A 20,993-nucleotide genomic window follows, 5' to 3' on the forward strand; every position below is an offset into this window, starting at 1 on the left:
GCCCTCATCCCGGTTCCGCTACTCGACAGCGCCCGGCCGGAAGCCGATAAGGACTTGAGGTCTCGCCGCCCAGGCGGGCACATGGCAATCGGTTGGACATCGTGCATCGCAACTTCTCCTTTACTTCTGGCGCGCTCGAGCGGGCGGCGCAGCTTCGCGCGGACGAGACGACGCGCATCGACCCTGCGGCTCGCACGCTGGTCTTCTGGCGCGGGAAGCTCCTCGCCGACCGGGACGGTCATCCAGCCCTGATCGCGCTCGGCGATCCGGCGCTCAAGGATGTTCGGGAGCCCCCGCTGTTTGTCGGCCTTGCCGAGGGGGTGCCGCTTTTTGCCGCCGATCTGGCGCTGTGGACGCCGCACGAGGATGCCGCGACCATCGGCCAGTTCGTGGACCAGAGCCAGCAGATGCACCCGGCTTGGCCCGATGCGGGATTTGCCGAAGTGCGTGGCCTGATGCCAGGCCTTACCCCGGTGCAGGGGGAAACCATCGCCACCGCGCGGGCGCTTCTCGGCTGGCATGGAAGCCACCGGTTCTGCGCCAATTGCGGTCACGCCACTTCGGTGGAAACCTCGGGATGGGTGCGCAAGTGCCCCAATTGCGCCGCCCAGCATTTTCCGCGCACCGACCCCGTGGTCATCATGGCCATAACGCATGGGGACCGGCTGCTGCTGGGCCGCAGCCCGAACTGGCCCGAGGGCATGTATTCATTGCTCGCAGGCTTTGTGGAGCCCGGCGAGACGGTGGAAAGCGCGGTCCGGCGGGAAGTGCTGGAGGAAAGCGGCATCAGGGTCGAGCGCGTGCGCTATGTCGCGTGCCAACCCTGGCCTTTCCCGATGTCCCTGATGTTCGGGTGTCACGGCGAAGCGATCAGCGAGGAAATCACCATCGATCCCACCGAGCTGGCCGACGCGCGCTGGGTGGACCGGGACGAGGTGCTCAAGCTGCTGGCCGGGCAGCACGAGACCATCGCGCCGCCGCGCCACGGCGCCATCGCTGGCGCGCTGATCGAGGCCTGGGCCAAGGACCGTCTGCTCGACCCGGATCACTGGCAGGCGTAGGGGCGGCGCGAGGCCGCTTAGGTGAGTTCCAAGGTAACGATCTGGAATGGCGCGAAGTCCAGCCGGACGGCGCCGTTCTCGATGGCGACTTCGACGCCGTTGCGCTCGAGCAGGTTGACGATCTGCGCCTGTTGGACGGTGTCCGGCAGGTGGAGCGCGGCGTGCGCTGCCCGTCCATGCGTCTCCCAGAGCCGCAGAATTGTGCCGTCGCCCGCTTCGCTGCGCTTGACGGCTTCGAGCGTAATGCCTTCACCCTCGAGGCGGAACAGCGGCGCGGCAATAGCCTCGCCGGCTGCGCCCGGCAGCAACCGCAGCGGTAGGTTGTAGGCCTCCGCCCTGCCCGGCACGTCGCTGGCGGTGAGGCCCTGGTGGACCAAGAGGCCATAGCGGAACCGGTGTTCGCCCTGATCGGCCTCGGGCCAGGGATAGGTGGGGGATTTCAGCACCGTCAGGCGCAGCGTGCTGCCGCGCAGATCGTAGCCGTATTTGCTGTCATTGAGCAGCGCGACACCGAAATCGGGCTCGGAGACGTCCACCCAGCGGTGCATCACGGTCTCGAACCGGGCCTGGTCCCACGAGGTGTTGCGGTGGGAGGCGCGCCGCACGTGGCCGAACTGGATTTCTGCCGTGCTCTCCTGCACGAGAAGATCGAGGGGGAACGCCGTCTTGACCAAGGTGTCGTGCTCGCGCCAATCGATGAAGGTGTCGAAGTCGAGCTGGTCGCTGCCGGCCTCGAGCGCGATGACCTGTACCAGGGTCGAGTGTTCATAGCGCCACTCGAAGCGGATCGCGGCGCGATAGGGGCCGGTTTCGACCACCTCAGCCGAAACCAGCTCGTCGATCTCCCACACCTGGTCCTCAAAACTCTCGTCGATGTCCCAGGCGTCGTATTCCACCGGCATGTCGCGATAGGCCTGGAAGCGGTTTGCCGCCTGGCCCGGCTTGATGAGTTCGCGGCCGCGCCGTTTGTCGAACAGCGAGGCGATGCGCCCAGCCTCGTCGAAACGCACGGAAAGAACATCGTTCTCAAGGCTTTCGCGGGTTACCTTGAGTTCACTCACGCCTTCGGCGGCCGGGCCGGCTTCGAGCGAAACCGGCGTCACCGCCATGGCCGCGAGTTCCTTAACGGGCGCGGCCTGTCGCGTCGTTCCATCGGCGAGGTGAATGGTCTGGGTGGCGACGACCTTCCCGTCCAGCGTCACTTGCCGAGCGCTCTCAGCTTCGATTTCCAACAGCCCGTCGCGGGCGCGGCCAAGCACGTTGAAGAGGCCGTACTGGCCCTGCGGCGCCAGCTTGCCCATCAACTCTGCGCGCAGCCGGACCGCGCGGGCGAAGAAATCGGCATAGTCGCGGTCGCTGTCGTCGAACACCGCACCGATGGAGGAGCCGGGCAGGATGTCGTGGAACTGGTTGAGCAGCACGATGCGCCAGAGCGCGTGCAGCTCTTCGGCCGGATACGCGCTTCCGGCCCGATATTGAGCCAGCACCGCCAGCGCCTCGAGCTCGCGCAGTTCCTGTTCGGCCAGGCGGTTGTTGCGCTTGTTCTTGGCCACCGAGGTCAGCGTGCCGCGGTGATATTCGAGGTAGAGCTCGCCCACCCAGGTGGGGAAATCGTCGGGCCTGTCCGCCATGCGCTTGAGCAGGCGTTCGAAGAAGGGCCACATATGCTCGTGGCGCACCGCGGGGCAGCCAGGGATGCCGCGCTCCATGCGGCGGATGTTTTCGAGCATTTCGCGCGTCGGGCCGCCGCCGCCATCGCCATGGCCATAGACCAGGAACAGTTCCTTGTTCAGCGCCTGCTGGCTATGGCGGCGCCAGGTGCCCATGACGTGGGTGGGCTTGAGGTCCGGGCAGTAGGTCGTGCCGATGCCGCTGGCATCATAGTCCTGGGTCGTGAGGTAATAGGCCGCCACCGTGCTGCCATCGATGCCCTGCCAGTGGAAGGTCTCGTTAGGCATGCGGTTGGTGTCGTTCCAGCTCAGCTTGTGGGTGACGAACACCTCGACGTCGGAAAGTTTCATCAACTGGGGCAGTGCGGCCGAGTAGCCGAAGGTGTCGGGCAGCCAGAAGATGCGCGGGGTCACGCCGAAGGTCTGCTCGTGGTAGGCGATGCCGTGCAGGATATGGCGCACGAAGCTTTCGCCATTGGTGATGTTGGCGTCCGGCTCGAGCCAGAGCGCACCCTCGATCTCGAAGCGGCCGGCCTCCACCTGCGTCTTGAGGCGCTCGAAAATCTCGGGATAGTCCTTGGAGAGATAATCGAGCAGGACGCCCTGATTATACATGAAGCGGTAGTCGGGATACTGCTCCATCAGCGCAAGCGCGGTGGACATCGAGCGCGCCATTTTCTGCCGCGTCTCGCGGATGCGCCAGAGCCAGGCGACGTCGATATGGGTGTGACCGGTGACGGTGATGACCGGCTTTTCCTCGAAATCCTCAACGGCATAGATTTCGTCGGCCACCCTCTCGGCAGCCTTGAGGGAGGCTTCGAAGCGCTGCTCGTTGCCCGGGCGGAAATCGACCAGCTTCAGCGCCTTGTCGATGCGAGTAAGCACGAAATGGCGGCGCGGATCATCAACGGACAGCATGCGGGCGACGGCGAGCGGCACGCTGAGGTCGTAGAAGATTTTCTCGACCAGCGGATGGTGCGCCAACAGCGACATGGCCATGCCATGCTGGCGGCGGTCCTCGATGGTGCCGGCTTCGAGGAGGATATCGAACGTCTCTCCCGGTCGCCCCTTTTCGGTCAGCAGCAGTTCCTGGTGATTGCCGTCGACGCCCTGGGCAATGCTGCCGTTGACGCGCACCAGGCATTGCGGGTCGGAGCGGCCACGGGTGTTGCCGAACTGGGCATCGACCTTGAGATAGACGCGCTGGCCGGCAGCGACCTCCGGGAGGGTGAAGCGGGTCGCGAACCAGAAATAGCTCTCCGGCTCGCCCCAGACGAGCTCCGGATCGACAGACTGCCAGGTGGCAGGGTCCTGCCCGACGATCTCGGCGCGTTCCCCAGGCAAACCGCGGCGAAAGCGCAGGGGCAGCTCAGCCGGGATGGGCGTAAAGATCCGGGCGCGCAGACGCGAGAGCAGATGGTCGAGTTTTTCAAGGCGCATGGAAGCGGATCCGTTGGAATGGTCTGGCCGGGGAGATCGCGGAGGACGATCCGAGCAGCACGGCAAGGTTCGCGTGCTGCCGCCCGTTGTCTAGCACCAGCCGCAAAGACCCGTCGAGACGCAGACTTACTCCATCCAGTGAATGACGACCGGGTGCGCCCTCGACACCCACAGAGGCCTCGCAGACCGTGGCCCGTCCTCGCCGAAACTGAGGACAAGCGTGCGCCCGTCATGCGAGCGCTCCAGACGGCAGCTTCCGTCCGCGTGCGTGATTCTGGCGGTCGCCTGCTGGAAGAAGGGGGGGTGGGAGCGGCGCAGATCGAGCAGCACCCGTGTCAGCTCTGCCTTCTCTGCCCCGAACCCCTGCCCCGCGGCCAACCCGCCAAGAGCGGTCCAGTCGATGGGCAGCCGGTTGTCGGGATCGGTCAGCGCATAGAAGGCGCCTTCGCTACCGCGATAAATGTCGGGGAACCCGGGCAGCAGACATTTGAGCGCCTGTTGCGCGAGGCCTAGCGCGTCGCCGGTCGAAAGCAGCTTGGTGACTTCGGCCGGCAGCGAGGCCTCCCAGGCATCGCACAGCGCTGCAGCGAACTGGCTGGCCGCTGTTTCCAGAGGCTCGTCGGGCCTGGTCCAGAAGCTGGTGAGCTTTGCCTCCCGCATTGCCTTTTGCAGGTGCTCCGTGAGCCTTTGGGTTAGCGTGTCGGGCGGCTCGCCCCAGAGCGCCAGAACCGACTGCATCACATACCACCGCCAGAGCCGCGGCAGCGTCGGAGGCGCCAAGTGGTCATGCGCTGCCACGAGGCTGGCAAAGGCGCGGGGGTGATGGCTGAGGGCCACGAGGCGCATGCGGCTGTCCTCGGAGCGCTTGGTGTCGTGCGTCGAGGTCAGCGTCATGTCCCAGGGCGTGCGCGCGGCCAGAAACGCGTTGGCCTCGCGGTCGGTTACGGTCGGTTCGGCCGGTTCGGCGCCCACCTCATTGGCGGCAAGAAACCGGGTCCAGCGGAACCCGGCGGTGTCCTCCTGCGCCTTGGCGAGTAGCGCGCCCGACACCTGCTGGAGGCGTACGACCAGGCGCCTGTCATCGGCCGTCTGCGGCATGACCAGGTGCCTTGCCAGCGCTTCGAGAACCCGGTGCGACCGGACAGCGGTCCGGCTGTTCCCGACGATGGTGTCGATGATCTGCCGATCGTCCGGGCCAGCGCCGTTCGCGTCGATATAGGTGCGATAGCGGCTCATTTCGGTGAGCAGCACGACGATGGCCTCGCGCAGGCCCTCCGGCCCCGGTTCCACTGCCCCGTCCCCGGCAAGCGCGGCGCGCGCCAGCCCCACGAGCTGGTGGACTTCGGCCGACAGTTCGTTGCCCAGTACATCCGCCTTGCTCTGGCGCAGCGTCACCTCGAAAGAGGGCTGCGGGCCGCAATAGGCCTGCCACGCCTGGTCGAGTTCGCCAATGCCAGTTTCCGAGGTCAACAGCCGAGCGATCATGCGGGCCGCCTCGTAGCCCGTGGTGCCGACGGTCTTCCAGCCCTGGGCCAGCGTCTCCTCGCCCACCAGGATCTTTTCGATCCAGACGGGCGTGTCGGGTAGTTCTGCCGCAAGCTGGTCGAGATAGGCCTTCGGGTCAGCCAGGCCATCGATGTGATCGACCCGCAACCCGTCCACCAGGCCCTGCCGCACCAGATCGAAGATCAGGCTGTGCGTCGCGGCGAAAACCTCGGGGTCTTCGACACGCATGCCGATCAGGCTCGTCACGTTGAAGAACCGGCGATGCGTGATGCCGTCCCGTTCCAGTTCCCAATGGTGCAGCCGCCAGTGCTGCCGCTCGTGCACCGCTTCCGGGGCTCCCGTCCCTGAACCTGGAGCCAGGGGCACACGCAGGTCGCCGGCGACAAAATCGTCGCCCTCGACCCTGAGCTTGCCCGCCGCCAGCATGGTCGCGAACGTCTCCGGCAACCACGGCAGCACCAGCGGCCCGGCCTCCCAGTCGATGTCGAAATAGCGGGCGAACGGACTGCTGCGGCCGTCGCGCAGCACGTCGCGCAGCCAGGGATTGTCGAGGGTGAACGCGGTGTGGTTCGGCACGATGTCGAGAATGATGCCGAGACCCTTATCGTGCGCTGCCCTAGCCAGCCGCTCGAAGCCGGTTCGCCCGCCAAGCCCGGGCTCGATCTCGGTGGGGTCCACGACATCGTAGCCGTGCGTCGAGCCCTGGCCGGCCGTGAAGATCGGCGAGAGATAAAGATGCGACACGCCCAGATGTGCAAGGTAATCGAGATGACGTTCGACATGCGCGAAGTTGACCCCCTCCCGAAGCTGGATTCGATAGGTTGCGACGGGCGGTGACGATTTCACTTGGGGTGTACCTCGATCGCCAGCGCGTAATTGTCGCGCGCGATATCGTTGATGGTCAGTTGTGGCGCCTTGAGATGTCGAGCGCCTTGGGCGACCTCACCGAAATTCAGCACGAGGTCGACGGTTCCGTCGACGAAATGCCACTGCACCTCGATGCCCTTGTGTCCAAGCTGTCGCGCCTGTGCCGACCCGACGCGCTTCGATTTGAGCAGGGGCACGATGTGCTGGTGCCGGAAGTGGAGGCAGCGCTGGGTGAGGTCAAGCCAGTGCCTGGCCCTCTCATCCGTCTTCCAGCCCAGCTTGGAAGCCTCGAAGGTTTCCCGGGCGATCGGGTCCGGAACTTCCTCGCCGTGCTTGTCGATCTCCTCGAACTCGGCCGAGCGCCCTTCCCGGACCAGGCGACCCAGCTCATCATGGAAGTCGGCGAAGTAGAGGAAGGGGTTGGTCTCCCCGCGCTCCTCGCCCATGAAGATCATGGGAATGAAGGGCGCGGCGAGCAGCAGGCCGAACGCCACCTCCACCCCATGGGTGGGGGCAATGGTGATGAGCCGGTCGCCATAGGCCCGGTTACCCACCTGATCGTGCGTCTGCACGGCATTGACGAAGGCGGTGGGTTCAAGATGCCCGCTGGGCTTGCCGCGCGCCTTCTTGCGCCCCTCGCGATGCTGCCCCTCCTCGATCTGCCCGCGCTCCAGCGCCAGGCGCAAATCGTCGATAGGGTTCACCGAATAGCTGACATAGTAGTGGTGGGACTCTCCGGTCAGTTCCGCGTGGATAGCGTGATGGAAGTCGTCGTTCCAATTGGCCTCGTAGTACCCCGCCTCACGCTGCTGCGGCTCGTTGCGTTCGTCCTCGGCGATGAGGTGGATCGGACGGCCGAGAGGCAGGGCACGCAGGGTGCGGGAGAAGCGGTCGATGAACTCGTCGGCGCCCGGCCCCGAGACTTCGTGAATGGCGTCCAGCCGTAGGCCGTCCAGGCGATAGTGCGTGAGCCACATGGAGGCGCACTGGATCCAGAAGGCCTGTACCGCCGGCTGCGAAAAATCGATCGATGCGCCCCACGGCGTGTGCCGCTCGGGGTTGAAGAAATGCGGCGAGGCGGCGTGGATGTAGGCGCCGTCGGGCCCGAAATGGTTCATCACGAGGTCCAGCACCACCATCATGCCCAGCGCCTGGGCCCGTTCCACGAAGCGCTTGAAATCGTCAGGGCTGCCATAGGCCGGATGCGGCGCGAAGGGCAGAACGCCATCGTATCCCCAGCCGCGCTCGCCCGACCACTGACCGACCGGCATCACTTCGATCGCGGTGATGCCTAGCCGCGCCAGTTCGCCGAGCTTGTCCGCGGCGGCCGCGAAGGTGCCTTCCGGCGTGAAGGTGCCAATGTGAAGCTCGTAAATGACCGCTTCTTCCCAGGGGCGCCCGTGCCAGGGCGACGTCCACTGGTAGCTGGCATGGTCATGGAGGACGGACGGCCCGTGCACGTCGCCGGCCTGGAGGCGGCTGGCCGGGTCGACCATGACATTGCCGTCCACCACCAGCCTGTAGCGGCTGCCAGCCTCGGCATCGAAGCGGAGCTGCCACCATCCGCCGTCTGTTCGATCGAGAGCTCTTCGCTGACCCTCGAGTTCAATTTCAATTTTCTCCGCATCCGGCGACCATGCCGAAAACGTCCAACCTGCGGCGCCGTCCGACAGCGCCCCCCAACCAAAATCCATAATCCAGCCCCACCGTCTTGTGAGCAGGAAGTCGCTGGTATGGCCCTTGGTTCCTGAACTCCATCGCAGGCTATCTCGCCGGCTGTTTCTGTGGGCCCGCCCTGCTGGTTGCGGCGCCGCCACCGAGTCGCCTGCTTTGCTTGATTGATGACGTCCTCGTGATCGAATCGCCTTTCAAGAAGTGAGTCCCCGCAGCATGCCCCACTCCCGCCCGCGCTATACCCTCAGCGATTGTGTCGGCGATCCGCGCGAGTGGTCCTACACCTGGGAGATCCGGGACGACGTCTCTTTCTCCAGCAGCTGCGATTTCTGCGGACAAGGGGAGCAGCGCCACACATACGAGGTAATGCGCGAGGCCGCCCGGCTCTGGGTTTGCCAGCGTTGCGTCGGGCGCTACGAGGTCACAGGCGTCCTAGAAGGGGAGGCCCTGGCGCTGCGCGAGGCCCGCAATCACCTCCACGGCCTGACCGCCCGGCTCAAGCAGCGCACCTGCCAGGACGTGATCCGGACCGTCCAGGCCCTGTCGGACAATCCGGCCCTCGAAGAGATCGCCGTCTATTTCGATCGCAATCTCCAGCTTTCGCCGGAGCGGGCGGCCCTCCTCTTCAATGCTCTGGGGGCAAGCGGCCTCGCCATCGATCCCAAGATCTTCGAGGTGCAAACGCGCAGCGCGGTGCATCAGGACGAGTTCGGGGCCCTCGCGCAGGACGATCGCATCGCCGTCTGGGCCGCCCTCTCCTCTCAGCAGAAAAGGCGGCTGGACTCCCTGGGATACGCGCCGTCCAAGTCGCAGCTGGCCGCCACGCGCATGACAGCCGTGACCTCACCGGCAAAGTCAATTTCCGGCCGCAAAAGCGAAGCGCCTTCAAAGGATTGACTGCGCCCTGGGCAGCCAATGCCGCTGACGACCCAGCCGGCCGCCCCATTGCGGGCACGTTCTGCCTCAACCATCCTCGCGTGACGAACAACAGCAAGGAGGAGCTCATGCTCCGTGCCGCGGCCACCTCGCCCAAGGGTGTCCTGACGATCCTGGCTTTTCTCGCCGCCATCCTCTGCTCTGTCCCGAGCATGGCGGCGGCGCCTTACGTGCTGGGGGTCTCGGACAAGCTGACCGTCAAGGTCGTGCAGTGGAAGGCCGCGGAAACCGAGTTCACCGAGTGGACAGCGCTCGGGGGGGACTACGTCGTGGGCGCCGACGGCATGGTGAACTTCCCCATGGTCGGGCCGCTTCCCGCGGCTGGCGAGACCAGCGCCGACGTGTCCGCTGCCTTGGCGGCAGCCCTCAAGCAGACGCTGGGCCTTCCGGCCGCCCCGATCGTGTCGATTGAAATCGCCGAGTACGGCCCGATCTACGTGTCGGGCGACGTGAGCACCCCCGGCGAATATCCGTTCGCGCCCGGCCTCACGGTCGTCAAGGCCATCGCCCTGGCGGGCGGCGAGCGACGCGGGGCCGAGGCCGGCGCGCGCCCAGAGCGGGAGATGCTGACCACCACCGGAAACCTCGACGTATCGGAGGACGAATACGCCCGTCTCCTGATCCGACGGGCGCGCCTCGACGCCGAGATTGCCGGCAACACAGACATCGAAATTCCGCCCGAGCTGAAAGGCCACGCCGAAACGCCCGAACTGGTCGAAGCCGAACGCGCCATCCTCAACGCCCGGACGCGGCAGGCCGAGGCGCAGGCGTCGTCGCTGTCCGATGAGGTGGCTCTTCTCAAGTCACAGATCGAGGCCTTCGAGCAGAAGCGCAAGAACACCGAAGCGCAGTTGCAGACGGCGCGCGAACAGCTCGACAAGATCACCACGCTGTCCGACAACGGCCTGGCGCTGGCCTCCCGCGTCGCCTCACTCCAGACCAATGTCGCCGATCTTGAGGCGCGGCTGCTCGACACCGAAACGGCCACCCTGCAGGCGCAGCAGGACATTGCGGCCGCCGAGCGCGAGCGGGCGCAGCTCAACGACCAGCGCATCACCGATCTCAACCTCGAGCGCCAGACGGTCGACGGCCAGATCGGCGCCCTTGAGCTCAAGATCGACACGCAACGCGGACTGGTGCAGGAGGCCGCGCTCTATACCGGCGCCGCCGTCCCCGGCGATAGCGCTCCCACCTATTCCTACACCATCATCCGCGGTGAAGACGAAGTGGCGGCCGACCTCAGCACAGCTGTGCAGGCCGGTGATGTCGTCGTCGCGCACCTGCAACTGGCAAACTGAGGAAGACTTCCGTGAAACACAGCGCCCTTCTCTTGGCATCTGCCGCCCTCGCCGCCTGCGTCTCGCCCCTTCAGGCGCAGGAAGCCTTCTTCGACACGTTCGACCGGCTGGACCAGTCTCGCTGGTATATTTCGGACGGCTGGAGCAATGGAGCCCACCAGAACTGCACCTGGTCGGCCGATCAGGTCACGGTCGCCAACAGCGCCTTGCGCGTCGGCTTTGCGCCCAAGCCGAAGGTTGACCGCCAGTATCGCTGTGGCGAAATCCAGACGCGCAAGGCCTACGGTTACGGCACCTACGAGGCGCGCCTCAAGACGCCGAAAGGCTCCGGCCTCAATGCGGCGTTCTTCACCTATATCGGGCCGCAGCAGGGACAGCCGCACGACGAGATCGACTTCGAGGTGCTGCTCAAGGACACGAGCCACGTCGATACGACGACGTTCGTCAACGGCAAGAGCGGCGACGGAAAGGTGGGCAGCGGCCAGTCACTGGAGCTTCCCCGCCCCGCCGACAGCGATTTCATCACCTATGCCTTCACCTGGGAGCCGGACCGGCTGCGCTTCTATATCGACGGCAAGCTGGCCCGCACGATGGACAACCCGGCCACGATCCCCAGCCACGACCAGCGCATCTTCTTCAGCCTCTGGGGGTCCGACACCCTCACCGAATGGATGGGGCCCTTCACGCCGGTGACGGAGCCGATCGCCATGAACGTCGACTGGGTCGCGTTCACCCCGCTCGGGCAGGCCTGCACCTTCGAACAATCCATCGTCTGTCAGCAGAGCGGAGACGAGTGAATGAAGCTGGTTTACTTCCGGGGCAAGGTGCCCAATTTCGGTGACGAGCTGAACCTCGACGTGTGGCCCGCCTTGCTGCCAAAGGGCTTCCTCGATGAGGACGAGAGCGAACTCTTCGTCGGCATCGGCTCGATCATCGGGACCCAGATGCCGGCGCATGCGCGCAAGTTCGTCATGGGCTCGGGCTATGCCGGCTATATGGGCCTGCCCGATGTGCATGACGGCAGCTGGGACATCCGCTTCGTGCGCGGGCCGAAGACGGCCGAGACGCTCAATATCTCCCCAGACCTTGCCATCTGCGACAGCGCCATCCTGCTCCGGGCCATGAACCTGCCGGCCCCGGCGCCCAATATCGGGGTCGCCTTCATGCCGCATTACGAGAGCCTGGAGCGGGGCAATTGGGCAGAGGTCTGCCGGCTGGCAGGCATCACGCTCATCGATGCCACCAAGCCGAACGACACGGTCCTGGCGCAGATCAAGGGCGCGCGCCTGCTGATCACCGAAGCCATGCACGGCGCCATCGTGGCCGACGCGCTGCGCACGCCCTGGATCAGCGCCAAGCCCATCTTCTGGGGCCACCACATGAAGTGGCTCGACTGGTCCTCGGCCTTGGGGATCGATCTCAGGATGCAGGAGCTGGCGCCGAGCAACGTGCTCGAAGCCTATATCCGCGCCACCGGCCGCGGCGGCATGCGTGGCAAGACCGGCCGCCTGGCCGCTTCGCCGCTCGCCACGCTGCCGAACACCTATTTCGCGCACCGCGCCGCACGGCACCTGCAGCGCCTCTCCCAAATGGAGCCGCAACTGAGCGAGGAGAGCCGGATCATCGACGCCACCGACCGCGCCATGACCGCAGTGGACGCCTTCGTCCGCTCGCGCGTGGCCGTCAGCTAGAGGCCCTGCCCATGAACGACCTCACCGCGCTGCCCATCCAGAAACTCGAGATGACGGACCGGGGCCCCCTGGTCCTGTTGTTCTACGATGGCTATGAGCGGCGGGCGCGGGATGGATTTGCCGGGGCACTGCAGTCGCAGGCGCATCGTGCGGCGCGATACATCTATCGCTCGGCCCGGCGCAAGCAGGTGCGCACGGGCTTTTACACCGCCTTCCTCTCGCTCCAGGCGAGCCTCAAGGCCGCCGGGTGCGACGTCCGCGTCAACGACTTCGCGGCGGCCCGCAAGCGGCCCACCTACCCCATCGGGCTTGCCGGTTATCCCAGCGCTCTCTCGGCCGTGCCGCTACCCAATCCGGTCGTCTTCGGCCACGGCGATATCGGCCTGCCGGAAGAAGCTGCCAAAGTTGCGCAGCGCGAGACCATGCGCATCCTGATCCAGCCCTGCGACTGGGCCTGCGCGTTCAACCGGCAAGCCTGCGGCGATAAGCTGCGCGCCTTTCCCGTCGGCGTCGACATTTCGGATTGGAATTGGGCGCCGCGCGAAAAAACCATCGACTTCGTCATCTACGACAAGATCCGCTGGCATCGGGAGACGCAGGTTCCGGCGGTGCTTGACCGCATCACATCCTCGCTCGATCGGGCGGGGCTCACCTATCGCGTCTTGCGCTATGGCGGCCATATCCAGAAGAATTATCGCGCCTCCCTGGCCGAGGCGCGCGCGCTGCTTTTCGTGTGCGAACACGAAACGCAGGGCATCGCCTACCAGGAGGCCATGGCGGCGGGCATTCCCGTACTGGCCTGGGACGAGGGCGAACTTGTCGACCCCAACCTGCGCCGCTACGCGCCCAATCTGCGGGTCAGCAGCGTGCCCTATTTCGACGCGCGGTGCGGCGAGACCTTCGCCATCGCCGGGTTCGACGAGGCGCTCGGCACCTTCATGGCGCGGCGCGAAACGTACGATCCCAAGAGCTACATGAACGAACGCCTCAGCCTCCAGCGCGCCGCGGCGGACTATCTGGTGATGTACGCCTCGCTCGTCGGCTGAGGCCGCCTAGCCGCCCCGCCGGCGGACCAGCCGGCCGATTTCCATCAGCCGGCGCCGCCCCAGCACCAGCACGGCCGCGCCATACACGAGCGCCGAACCGCCGATTGTTGCCCCAAGCCGCAGCATGGTGGGTGCGTCGGCGAGTTGCTGCTGGATGAAGGTCCCCGCCACCAGCATCAGCATCGTTGCAAAGATTGGCAGCGCGAAGCTGGCGAGGTATCCGGCCATGGAGAGGCCCAGCAGCCGGGCCACCATGAACACGGTGGGCAGCCACATGACATAGTTCTGGACCACGATGGCGGTAGTCAGCGCCTCGACGCCCCAGCCGCTGAACAGCCAGACATAGAGCACCGTGATCACCTGCTTGCCGAGCAGATAGTAGAACCAGATGTCGGCCTGTCCCTGGCTGCGGACCAGCGACGATTGCAGCACGCCTACCGCCGTCAGCAGCCCCAGCGCACAGAAGGCCTGCACCACCGGCACCGCCTCGACCCAGTGGTCGCCAAAGACGAAGGGCACGAAGTCGGGCGCGATCAGCGCGAGCCCGGTAAAGGCCGGAAAGGCGATGATGGACGAGGCGAACGTTCCGAACAAAAAGGCCTGCCGCAGCTTGGCCTTCTCGTCCTGCATCGAGGAGAGGAGCGAATAGGAGACCAGGTTGAGCGCGCCGCTCATCAGATCGGTCAGGATCTGGAAGATGCGGCGGCCAAAACTGTAGATGCCGAGGCCGGCCGGCCCGAGCGTGATGCCGATCAGCAACTGGTCGATGCTGAGGGTGGTGATGAAGTGCGTGCCCGTGGAAAAAAGGCCAAAGGTCCGCAGATCGGACAGCGCTGCCCGCTCGAAACGCAGCGACGGACGCCAGCCCGAGGCCACCATGGCCCCGATGCAGGTGGCGGCCGATGCCGCCAGTTGCGAAGCGGCCAGCGCCCAGACGCCGAAGCCGAGCCACAGCAGGCCCAGGCAAATCCCGGCCGCGGCAAGCGAGGCGAGCGACGTGCGGAACGCCAGCATGCGGAACGACATGGTGCGCACAAGCAGCGCGTTTGGCACGGCAGCCGCCATGTCGAAAATCACGCGCGCCGAAATGAACGGGATGAGGGCGAGCAGCAGCGTCTCGCCGGATTGGGCCGCCACGAATGGCGCACTGGCGCAGAGGCCGCCGTAAATCACCAGCCCCGACACCATGGAGAGCCAGAACACCGTGTCGAGGTGGACCGGCGCAATGGCCTTGTGCTGGATCAGCGCCTCCCGGAACCCGGCCGGGGAAATGGCAAGGCCGATAGTGGCGATACTGGCAGCATAGGCCACGATGCCGAACTCGGCCGGCGTTAGCGCCCGCGACGTGGCGAGAAAGACGAGAAAGCCCACCGCCGCAGGCGTGAAGCTGCTGACGAGGGACCAGATGGTGCCCTTGAGGGCCGCCGATGCCCGCCCGGTCCTGACGTGATCGAGCTTGGGCCCGGTTGTGTCTGCGACCAATGTCATGCAGCGCCGATGCTTTGCCGCAACCGGTCTCGCGAGCGCACGAACTGGCGGAAGTCCGGCGTAATGCGCCCCAGGGTGCGGATGAGCACGCCCCGCATGCGCAGCCGCGCCGCCTCGAGCGGCGGCACGTGCCCGGCCAGCGACTGCGGGATAAGGGCCTTTGCCGTGTGCACCACGCGCAAATGCACCGGCGTGGTGAAGCGCCTATCGGTCAGAAAGCGTCGCCGCTGCTCCTCGGATGCCTCATTCCACACCCGCTGGCGCAGAGCCTGTACGGCGCGCTTCAGATCCAGCTCGCGGCGCAGATAACCGGCAGTCAATTCGTCGTTCCGCGTCGTCTGCTCGGCGTTCTCCGCCCAGATCGCCAGCGGCTCCATGGCCACGTAGATGGGCTCCATGATGGAGTAGGTGCGCAGATATTCCTGCAGCGTCGCCGTGCAGGCGTACTGGATTTCGAGCGGCGAGCGCGCGCGACAGGACCAGAACAGGCCGCCATTGGACACGCCAATCCCCGCAAGGATGGAGAGCCGGAATTCATCGGGGGCATACAGGCCCTCGGTGAACAGGTCATCGAGAACACCCACGTTCCCGACGCACGCCCGGTCGGTGCCGCTGGCGTGCTCGATGACCTGGTTGCGCAGCACAATCTCGACCTGGTGACGCCGCATGAGCTCGACATTGGCGGTTACGAAGTCGGGCTGGATCAAATTATCGTCCTCGACGACGCAGAAATACTCCGCGCCATGCGGGTTATCCGCCGTGAAGCAGTGATCGATGTTACGCGAGGCAAAAAGCTGCGGCTTGTTGGCGACATAGCGGATGCGCACATCGCCCAAATCGGACACGACCGCGCGGCCGGCCTCATCGGGGTCGTCATCGTAGACGTCGCAGACCCAATGCGGCCAGTTCTGCGCGATCATGGACCCGAGCGCGCGCCGCAGCGCCGCGGGGCGCTTGTAGGTCGGGGTCCTAAAGTGGACGAGACCGGGCAGGATGTCTGGCATGGCTCAGTAAACCTCCGGGAGAATGATGGTGGCGCGGCGCGGGCTGGTGCCGAAGCGCCAGCAGCCCGCGTGCCGCATAGGCGACGGTGGCGGTGCACAGGATCGAGCGGATGGAGAACTCGTAGAACACCTCGACCTCGATAAAGCTGCGCAGGATCAGCAATAGCTGCAGCGCCAGCAGCAGGGCATTGGGCGCCGTGGGTCGAACGAAGGTGAGGGCCGCCATGCCGAGCGCGCCGCCATAGATGAGGACGATCTGCATGGCGAGGCCGATCAGGCCGATCTCGACAGCGTTGGAAATATAGGTGTTGTGGAAGTTGAAGCCGGCCCCCGAGGGGACGTCGAACATCGACCAGAGTTCTTCGGCGGGAGCGAAGCCGACGACCCAGAACGAACGGTATCCCAGCCCCTGCAATGGCCGCTCGGCAATAAAGCTCAGGCCCGTCGCCCATAGATCGGTGCGTCCGGTCAGCGTCGGGTCCTTGCCCGACTCCTCGAGCACCTCGGCCAGCAGCGTATCGCCAGCCACGAGGACGATGAGCGCGAGCGCCGCCACGGCGATCCCCAGCAGGGCCAGGAGGAAAATCTTGTGCGTCCCCAGCAAGCGCCTGCTCAGCAGCACCAGCAGCAGTACGCAAAGGCACGGCGCGACCATCATGATGGCACCGGCCGACTGCGCCAGCACGAGAAGTGGCCCCGAGATCGCGGCTCCCACCAGCGCCGAAAGGCGCAGCAGCGGCGGCGACTCCCGATCGGCCGCCACGGCCACAGCAATCAGCATGAAGACGGCCATATGGGCGCCAAAGGCGTTCTTGCTGCCAAAGATGCCAAGCCAGGCACCTCCCCCGCTGACGCGGCCCATGCCGATGCTGGCGACGACGCCGATGCCATAGACGATGAACATCACGCGCATCAGCGTGGCCGCGGAAACCCGCCCAACCATCACCAGGGCAAAGACCATCGTGAAGGTCAGTTGCAGCCCGTAGCGCAGCGAGTTGCTGGGATAATAGGACCACAGCGCGCTGAGCAGGCAATAGGCCGGCAGCAGCAGGATGGGCCACCAGCGCCGCACGCTGTCGATGCTCATCGGCACATTGCTGACCATCAAGGCGCCAGCGCAGCCGATGAAGGCGAGCGCCGCCAGCGAGCCGAGCATCGCGTTGAGCACCAGCGCCGCGAAGGCCCCGAACGTCAGGAGCGCTGCAACATTGACGGTCAGCGTCGCGCCGCGTCCGGTCATGGTGTGGCCCCGGCGAGTTCGGGCATCGCCACTTCGGCTTCGGGAATGAAACCGGACGCGTACCAGCCGGCGCGATCGAGCGGCATGCACCGCACCGCCCCGATGCCGCGCTGGGCGGCGAGGTCGCGCCAGAAGGCGCGCGATGGCGCGGCAGTCCAGTCCGCTTCCATCGGCAGATAGTCCGGCACCGCATTGGTCACGCCGGGCGTTTCGCCCGATCCGAGCAGCAGAAGTGGCGAGACGACCCGCTGCGGCTCCGGTTCGCGCCGCCCCCTCCCCTCCTTGAACGATGTCCAAAGCCGCGCGGCATGCGCCGGATTGGCCAGCAGCAGCGCCAGCGCGTTGGCCGGCCGGCGACCCTTCACGGCCTCGACGAGGCGTTCATAGGCAAGCCCGGCGTTAAGGTCCCGCAGCCGCGCATCGAAGGCCGCGCGCAAGGCAGGCGTCAGCGGCTCATGCGCGGCGACCATGGCATGCTGGCGCGCCACCATCGCCTCCATGTGCGTCACCGAGAGGCGGTGGGAAACGGAGCCGGAGTGGCGCCGATAGAGATAGAACGGCTCGGGCACCACCAGCATCCGGGCGCCATCGAGCAGCAGGCGCAGCACGAAATCGTAATCCTCGCCGATGCGCAGTGCCTCGTCGTAGCGAGTGTCAGCCACGCGGTCCCTGCGCATGAGCGGCTTGAGGTAGCCCAGCGCGGGGGTTCCGTCGCTTCCGGCCCGGATCCAGCGCTCCGCCGAGACCGCGAACGCAGCCTCGACCGCCTCCCCCAGCATCAGGCTCGGCGGCGTCCCGTCCTCGTAAAAGAGGATCATGTCGTCAGCGACGATATCGGCGCCGCCCCGGCGGGCCGCCGCCAGGAGCCGCTCGAAGCGTTCGGGGTGGATGATGTCGTCCGAATCCACGACCGCGACCCACTCTCCGCGCGCCGCCTCCAGCGCCCGGTTGCGGCACGCCGCCGGACCGCCATTGGCGCCGTTGATGAGAAGACGAACGCGATGATCCTGGGCCATCAGGCGCTCGACATGGGCAACACTGTGGTCCCGCGAGCCATCGTCGCTGACGATGATCTCGAGGTCCGTCATGGTCTGGCGCAGGACGGACCGCAGCGCGGGGACGATCTTGTCCGCTGACTCGAAATTGGCCATCAGCACCGAGACCAGGGGCGCCTTGTCGGTGTTGGACTGGGCGCTGGCCATGTCAGGCGCCGGTCAGGCCGCGCACCTCGGCCGTCGTTCCGTCCAGTTCAGCCAGGAGGCGACCGAACTTTTCGATCTGCGCATCCAGCTCCGACAGGCGGCGCCGCGCATTGACGGCACCGCTCTCGGAAGAACGGATGGCTGTTTCGTCCTCGCGGGTGCGGCTGCCATAGTCACCGGAATGGTCGAGGATGCTGGCCGCGCGCGCGTGGTGCATCTCCATGCGCTGCACCAGGCCGTCCCGCTCGCGCCGGACGTCGGACAGGGCCATGATGATGGCGTTGCGGATGGTCTCGGCTCGAACCGCATCGGTTTCCGCATCCCGGCCGGGGTTGCGGGAGCGGAACGCCTTGGGGCGGATGGAAAGGATCGACATGGGGTGTCTCCTATCGGCTGCCGGTGCGCAGGAGGACGACCTTGACGGTCTTGAGCAGGATCAGGATGTCCCCCGCGAACGACCATTCGCGGACATAGCGGCAATCGAGCTGGACGCGCTGGTCGTAGTCGACATCGCTGCGTCCGCTGACCTGCCAGAGGCCGGTGATGCCGGGCCGCACGGCGGCGTAGTGCTCGATCTTGTCGGCGTAGCGCCGCACTTCGTCCTCGACGATCGGGCGCGGACCCACGAGGCTCATCTCGCCCCGGATGACGTTGAACAGCTGCGGCAGCTCATCGAGGCTGGTGATGCGCAGAAACCGCCCCAGGCGCGTGATCCGCGGGTCCTCCCGCAGTTTCTGCGTGGCCTCCCACTCGGCGCGGGCCTGGGGGAATTTCTCGAGATGGCGCCGCAGCGCTTCCTGGGAATCCACCACCATCGAGCGGAACTTGAGGCAGCGGAATGGCCGGCCATTCAAGCCCACCCGGGTGTGGCCGAACAGGATCGGCCCCCGGTCGGTCGAAAACATGATGAGGGCGATGAAGAACATGGCGGGCAGCGCCACCAGCAGCAGGGCCGAGGCGGCACACACATCGAAGGCCCGCTTGGTCGAGTGGCCGCGCGGGGTGCCCATGGTGGTTGATGTGTTGGATGAACCGAGTCCGACGTTGATGATCGACATGGTGTTCTCTCACGCAGTTTCGTCTGTGTCGAAGACGGGCAGCGCCCATCCCTAGGGCGCACACAAGACGTCGCAGGGCGGCAAGCGCCCATGCCAATGTGTCGCCTTTTGAAGTCTTCAGATGCACTCCGCGCATTCTGCCCGGAGACGCCGCTACAGCTATCCCCCCTCGGCAAGAGCGAGAGGTCGTCGGCGTGTGTCAGGCAAACATGAGGGTTAATAGGTGGCAACGCCTCTCCTGCATGGCAGTCATGCAGGGCGAGATCACAAAATGACCCCATTGCGTCGAACCGATCGGCGCAAATCAGTTGGGCGGCGAAGCTGAGCTGAAACGATACATCGCGCTCAAATAGCTGCGCAATGCTTCGAAAGTAGAGGGCAAGTCGCGCTGTCGGCGGCCATCAGGCCCGAAGCAAGTGTCATAAGTTAAACAGCAGCACCAGCCCGTTCCAGAGGAGGTAAATGCCCACCCACCCCAGCGCCAGAACACCAACCGCAACTAAGCCCCAGGGCCACGGAAGAGGCCCGCGTTCCCGCGCTGCAAGGGGGAGTTTGCGCGCAGGTGTTTCCTCAGAACGCTTGCTGTCCACGTTGCTTTCCCCCCGTCTCGACGTCGCGGCGCGCCTTACGCAGGCGGCCAAACCAGTTCCCGCCAAAGACACTACCGGCGGCGCGTAAATACAACCCTGCACAATTGCTGTCGTATCACGTCTGCGTATTGACCATTGGTCCCTGCCCGGCCGGGCAAATGCGGCAGCGGCGTGGCAGCGCGAGGCAGCGGCAAATGTGCATCCGAGCCATGCGGCACAAAGCCCGGGTTTGGGGTGGCCCGCTGCGGCCGCGCGTGGTCCAATTCCACCCGTGTCTTACGCTCAAAAGGAGAAAGCCGTGGTAAAACGCGTCAAAACAGCCGTTTTTCCGGTCGCCGGGTTGGGAACGCGCTTCCTGCCCGCAACCAAGGCCGTGCCCAAGGAGATGCTGACGGTCGTCGATCGTCCGCTGATCCAGTACGCCGTAGACGAAGCACGCGATGCGGGAATCACCCACTTCGTGTTCGTGACCGGCCGCAACAAGGGCGTGATCGAAGATCACTTCGACCGCCAGTTCGAATTGGAAACGACGCTGGAGGCGCGCGGCAAGCTGGCGGCGCTCGCCGAATTGCGCAACGACCTCCCCTCTGCCGGCCGCACCAGCTTCACACGCCAGCAGGAGCCCCTGGGCCTTGGCCACGCCGTGTGGTGTGCCCGCGAGATCATCGGCGACGAACCCTTCGCGCTGCTGCTCCCGGACATGCTGTTCAACGGCCCTCGCGGCGTGCTCTCGCAGATGATGGACACCTACGAGCAGACCGGCGGCAATGTCATCGCCGTCGAAGAGGTGCCTTACAAGGAAGTGTCCTCATATGGCGTCGTCGCGCGCGGAGAGGGCAAGGATAGCGGCTTTCCGATCACCGGCATGGTCGAAAAGCCCAAGCCCGAGGACGCACCCTCGAACCTCATCATTTCGGGACGCTACATCCTGCAGCCGGAAATCTTCGATCTGCTCGCGGACCAGCCGCGTGGAGCGGGCGGGGAAATCCAGCTCACCGACGCCATGCAGACCCTGATGCAGCGCCAGGCCTTCGCTGGCGTGAAGTATGAGGGGCAGAGCTTCGATTGCGGCTCCAAGATTGGCTTTCTCGCCGCCAACGTGGCCTACGCTCTCGATCGCCCGGACATTGGGGAAGATTTTCTGGCAGCCCTCGCCAAGATGGGGCTGCACACACCGCTGATCGACGGCCTCCGGATCGCCGCCGAGTAAGCCGACGGCGCC

At 65.8% G+C, this 20,993-nt stretch carries 16 protein-coding genes; 7 read left to right on the forward strand and 9 right to left on the reverse strand.

The annotated features are described in order from the left end of the window. Positions 1-101 precede the first annotated feature (101 nt). Positions 102-1,061 carry an NAD(+) diphosphatase gene (nudC, locus tag IC608_RS06945; RefSeq protein WP_345890882.1) on the forward strand — a complete coding sequence of 320 codons (960 nt, stop codon included), beginning with the start codon at positions 102-104 and terminating at the stop codon, positions 1,059-1,061. A gap of 17 nt (positions 1,062-1,078) precedes the next feature. Here the strand turns inward: nudC and IC608_RS06950 are convergent, their stop codons facing one another. The 3 genes from IC608_RS06950 to treZ all read right to left on the reverse strand — a co-directional run bounded on the left by IC608_RS06950 (position 1,079) and on the right by treZ (position 8,238). Next, a complete protein-coding gene (locus IC608_RS06950; protein WP_191773943.1) occupies positions 1,079-4,171 on the reverse strand; it encodes an alpha-mannosidase in 3,093 nt (1,030 codons plus the stop codon). A gap of 126 nt (positions 4,172-4,297) precedes the next feature. Next, positions 4,298-6,523 (reverse strand): malto-oligosyltrehalose synthase, encoded by a 2,226-nt coding sequence (gene treY, locus IC608_RS06955; protein ID WP_191773944.1) that lies wholly within the window; start codon positions 6,521-6,523, stop codon positions 4,298-4,300. Further along, positions 6,520-8,238: a malto-oligosyltrehalose trehalohydrolase gene (treZ, locus tag IC608_RS06960; protein ID WP_191773945.1), complete on the reverse strand. Its 1,719-nt coding sequence runs from the start codon at positions 8,236-8,238 to the stop codon at positions 6,520-6,522. The genes treY and treZ overlap by 4 nt, the downstream gene beginning before the upstream one ends. 196 nt (positions 8,239-8,434) lie before the next feature. Here treZ and IC608_RS06965 point away from each other — a divergent pair, with 196 nt between their 5' ends. The 5 genes from IC608_RS06965 to IC608_RS06985 all read left to right on the forward strand — a co-directional run bounded on the left by IC608_RS06965 (position 8,435) and on the right by IC608_RS06985 (position 13,189). After that, positions 8,435-9,115 carry a hypothetical protein gene (locus IC608_RS06965; RefSeq protein ID WP_191773946.1) on the forward strand — a complete coding sequence of 227 codons (681 nt, stop codon included), beginning with the start codon at positions 8,435-8,437 and terminating at the stop codon, positions 9,113-9,115. A 107-nt stretch (positions 9,116-9,222) separates the two neighbouring features. Continuing rightward, positions 9,223-10,452: a polysaccharide biosynthesis/export family protein gene (locus IC608_RS06970; protein WP_191773947.1), complete on the forward strand. Its 1,230-nt coding sequence runs from the start codon at positions 9,223-9,225 to the stop codon at positions 10,450-10,452. Positions 10,453-10,463: 11 nt separating this feature from the next. Next, positions 10,464-11,249, forward strand: coding sequence for an endo-1,3-1,4-beta-glycanase ExoK (exoK, locus tag IC608_RS06975; RefSeq protein WP_345890861.1), 786 nt, complete (start codon positions 10,464-10,466; stop codon positions 11,247-11,249). Next, a complete protein-coding gene (locus IC608_RS06980) occupies positions 11,250-12,143 on the forward strand; it encodes a glycosyltransferase family protein (protein ID WP_191773948.1) in 894 nt (297 codons plus the stop codon). Positions 12,144-12,154: 11 nt separating this feature from the next. After that, positions 12,155-13,189: a glycosyltransferase gene (locus IC608_RS06985; RefSeq protein WP_191773949.1), complete on the forward strand. Its 1,035-nt coding sequence runs from the start codon at positions 12,155-12,157 to the stop codon at positions 13,187-13,189. A gap of 6 nt (positions 13,190-13,195) precedes the next feature. Here IC608_RS06985 and IC608_RS06990 read toward each other — a convergent pair whose 3' ends face one another. From IC608_RS06990 to IC608_RS07015, 6 genes are read right to left on the reverse strand one after another with little or no spacing between them, the layout of a single operon-like run. Beyond that, a complete protein-coding gene (locus IC608_RS06990; RefSeq protein WP_191773951.1) occupies positions 13,196-14,677 on the reverse strand; it encodes a lipopolysaccharide biosynthesis protein in 1,482 nt (493 codons plus the stop codon). Then, positions 14,674-15,681: a glycosyltransferase gene (locus tag IC608_RS06995; protein WP_191773953.1), complete on the reverse strand. Its 1,008-nt coding sequence runs from the start codon at positions 15,679-15,681 to the stop codon at positions 14,674-14,676. Before IC608_RS06995 ends, IC608_RS06990 begins: the two co-directional genes overlap by 4 nt. Next, positions 15,647-16,921: an O-antigen ligase family protein gene (locus IC608_RS07000; protein WP_191773955.1), complete on the reverse strand. Its 1,275-nt coding sequence runs from the start codon at positions 16,919-16,921 to the stop codon at positions 15,647-15,649. Before IC608_RS07000 ends, IC608_RS06995 begins: the two co-directional genes overlap by 35 nt. Further along, positions 16,918-18,123, reverse strand: coding sequence for a glycosyltransferase family 2 protein (locus tag IC608_RS07005; RefSeq protein WP_191773957.1), 1,206 nt, complete (start codon positions 18,121-18,123; stop codon positions 16,918-16,920). Before IC608_RS07005 ends, IC608_RS07000 begins: the two co-directional genes overlap by 4 nt. Before the next feature lies 1 nt (position 18,124). Next, positions 18,125-18,499: a hypothetical protein gene (locus IC608_RS07010; RefSeq protein WP_191773959.1), complete on the reverse strand. Its 375-nt coding sequence runs from the start codon at positions 18,497-18,499 to the stop codon at positions 18,125-18,127. A 10-nt stretch (positions 18,500-18,509) separates the two neighbouring features. After that, entirely contained in the window at positions 18,510-19,181 is a 672-nt protein-coding gene (locus IC608_RS07015; RefSeq protein ID WP_191773961.1) for a sugar transferase, read from the reverse strand. Between the two features lie 888 nt (positions 19,182-20,069). Here IC608_RS07015 and galU point away from each other — a divergent pair. Beyond that, on the forward strand, positions 20,070-20,981 hold the full coding sequence (gene galU / locus IC608_RS07020; RefSeq protein WP_191773963.1) for a UTP--glucose-1-phosphate uridylyltransferase GalU: 912 nt from the start codon (positions 20,070-20,072) through the stop codon (positions 20,979-20,981). Positions 20,982-20,993: the final 12 nt, after the last annotated feature.

It is taken from the genome of Devosia oryzisoli, from assembly GCF_014837245.1.
Lineage (GTDB): Bacteria > Pseudomonadota > Alphaproteobacteria > Rhizobiales > Devosiaceae > Devosia > Devosia oryzisoli.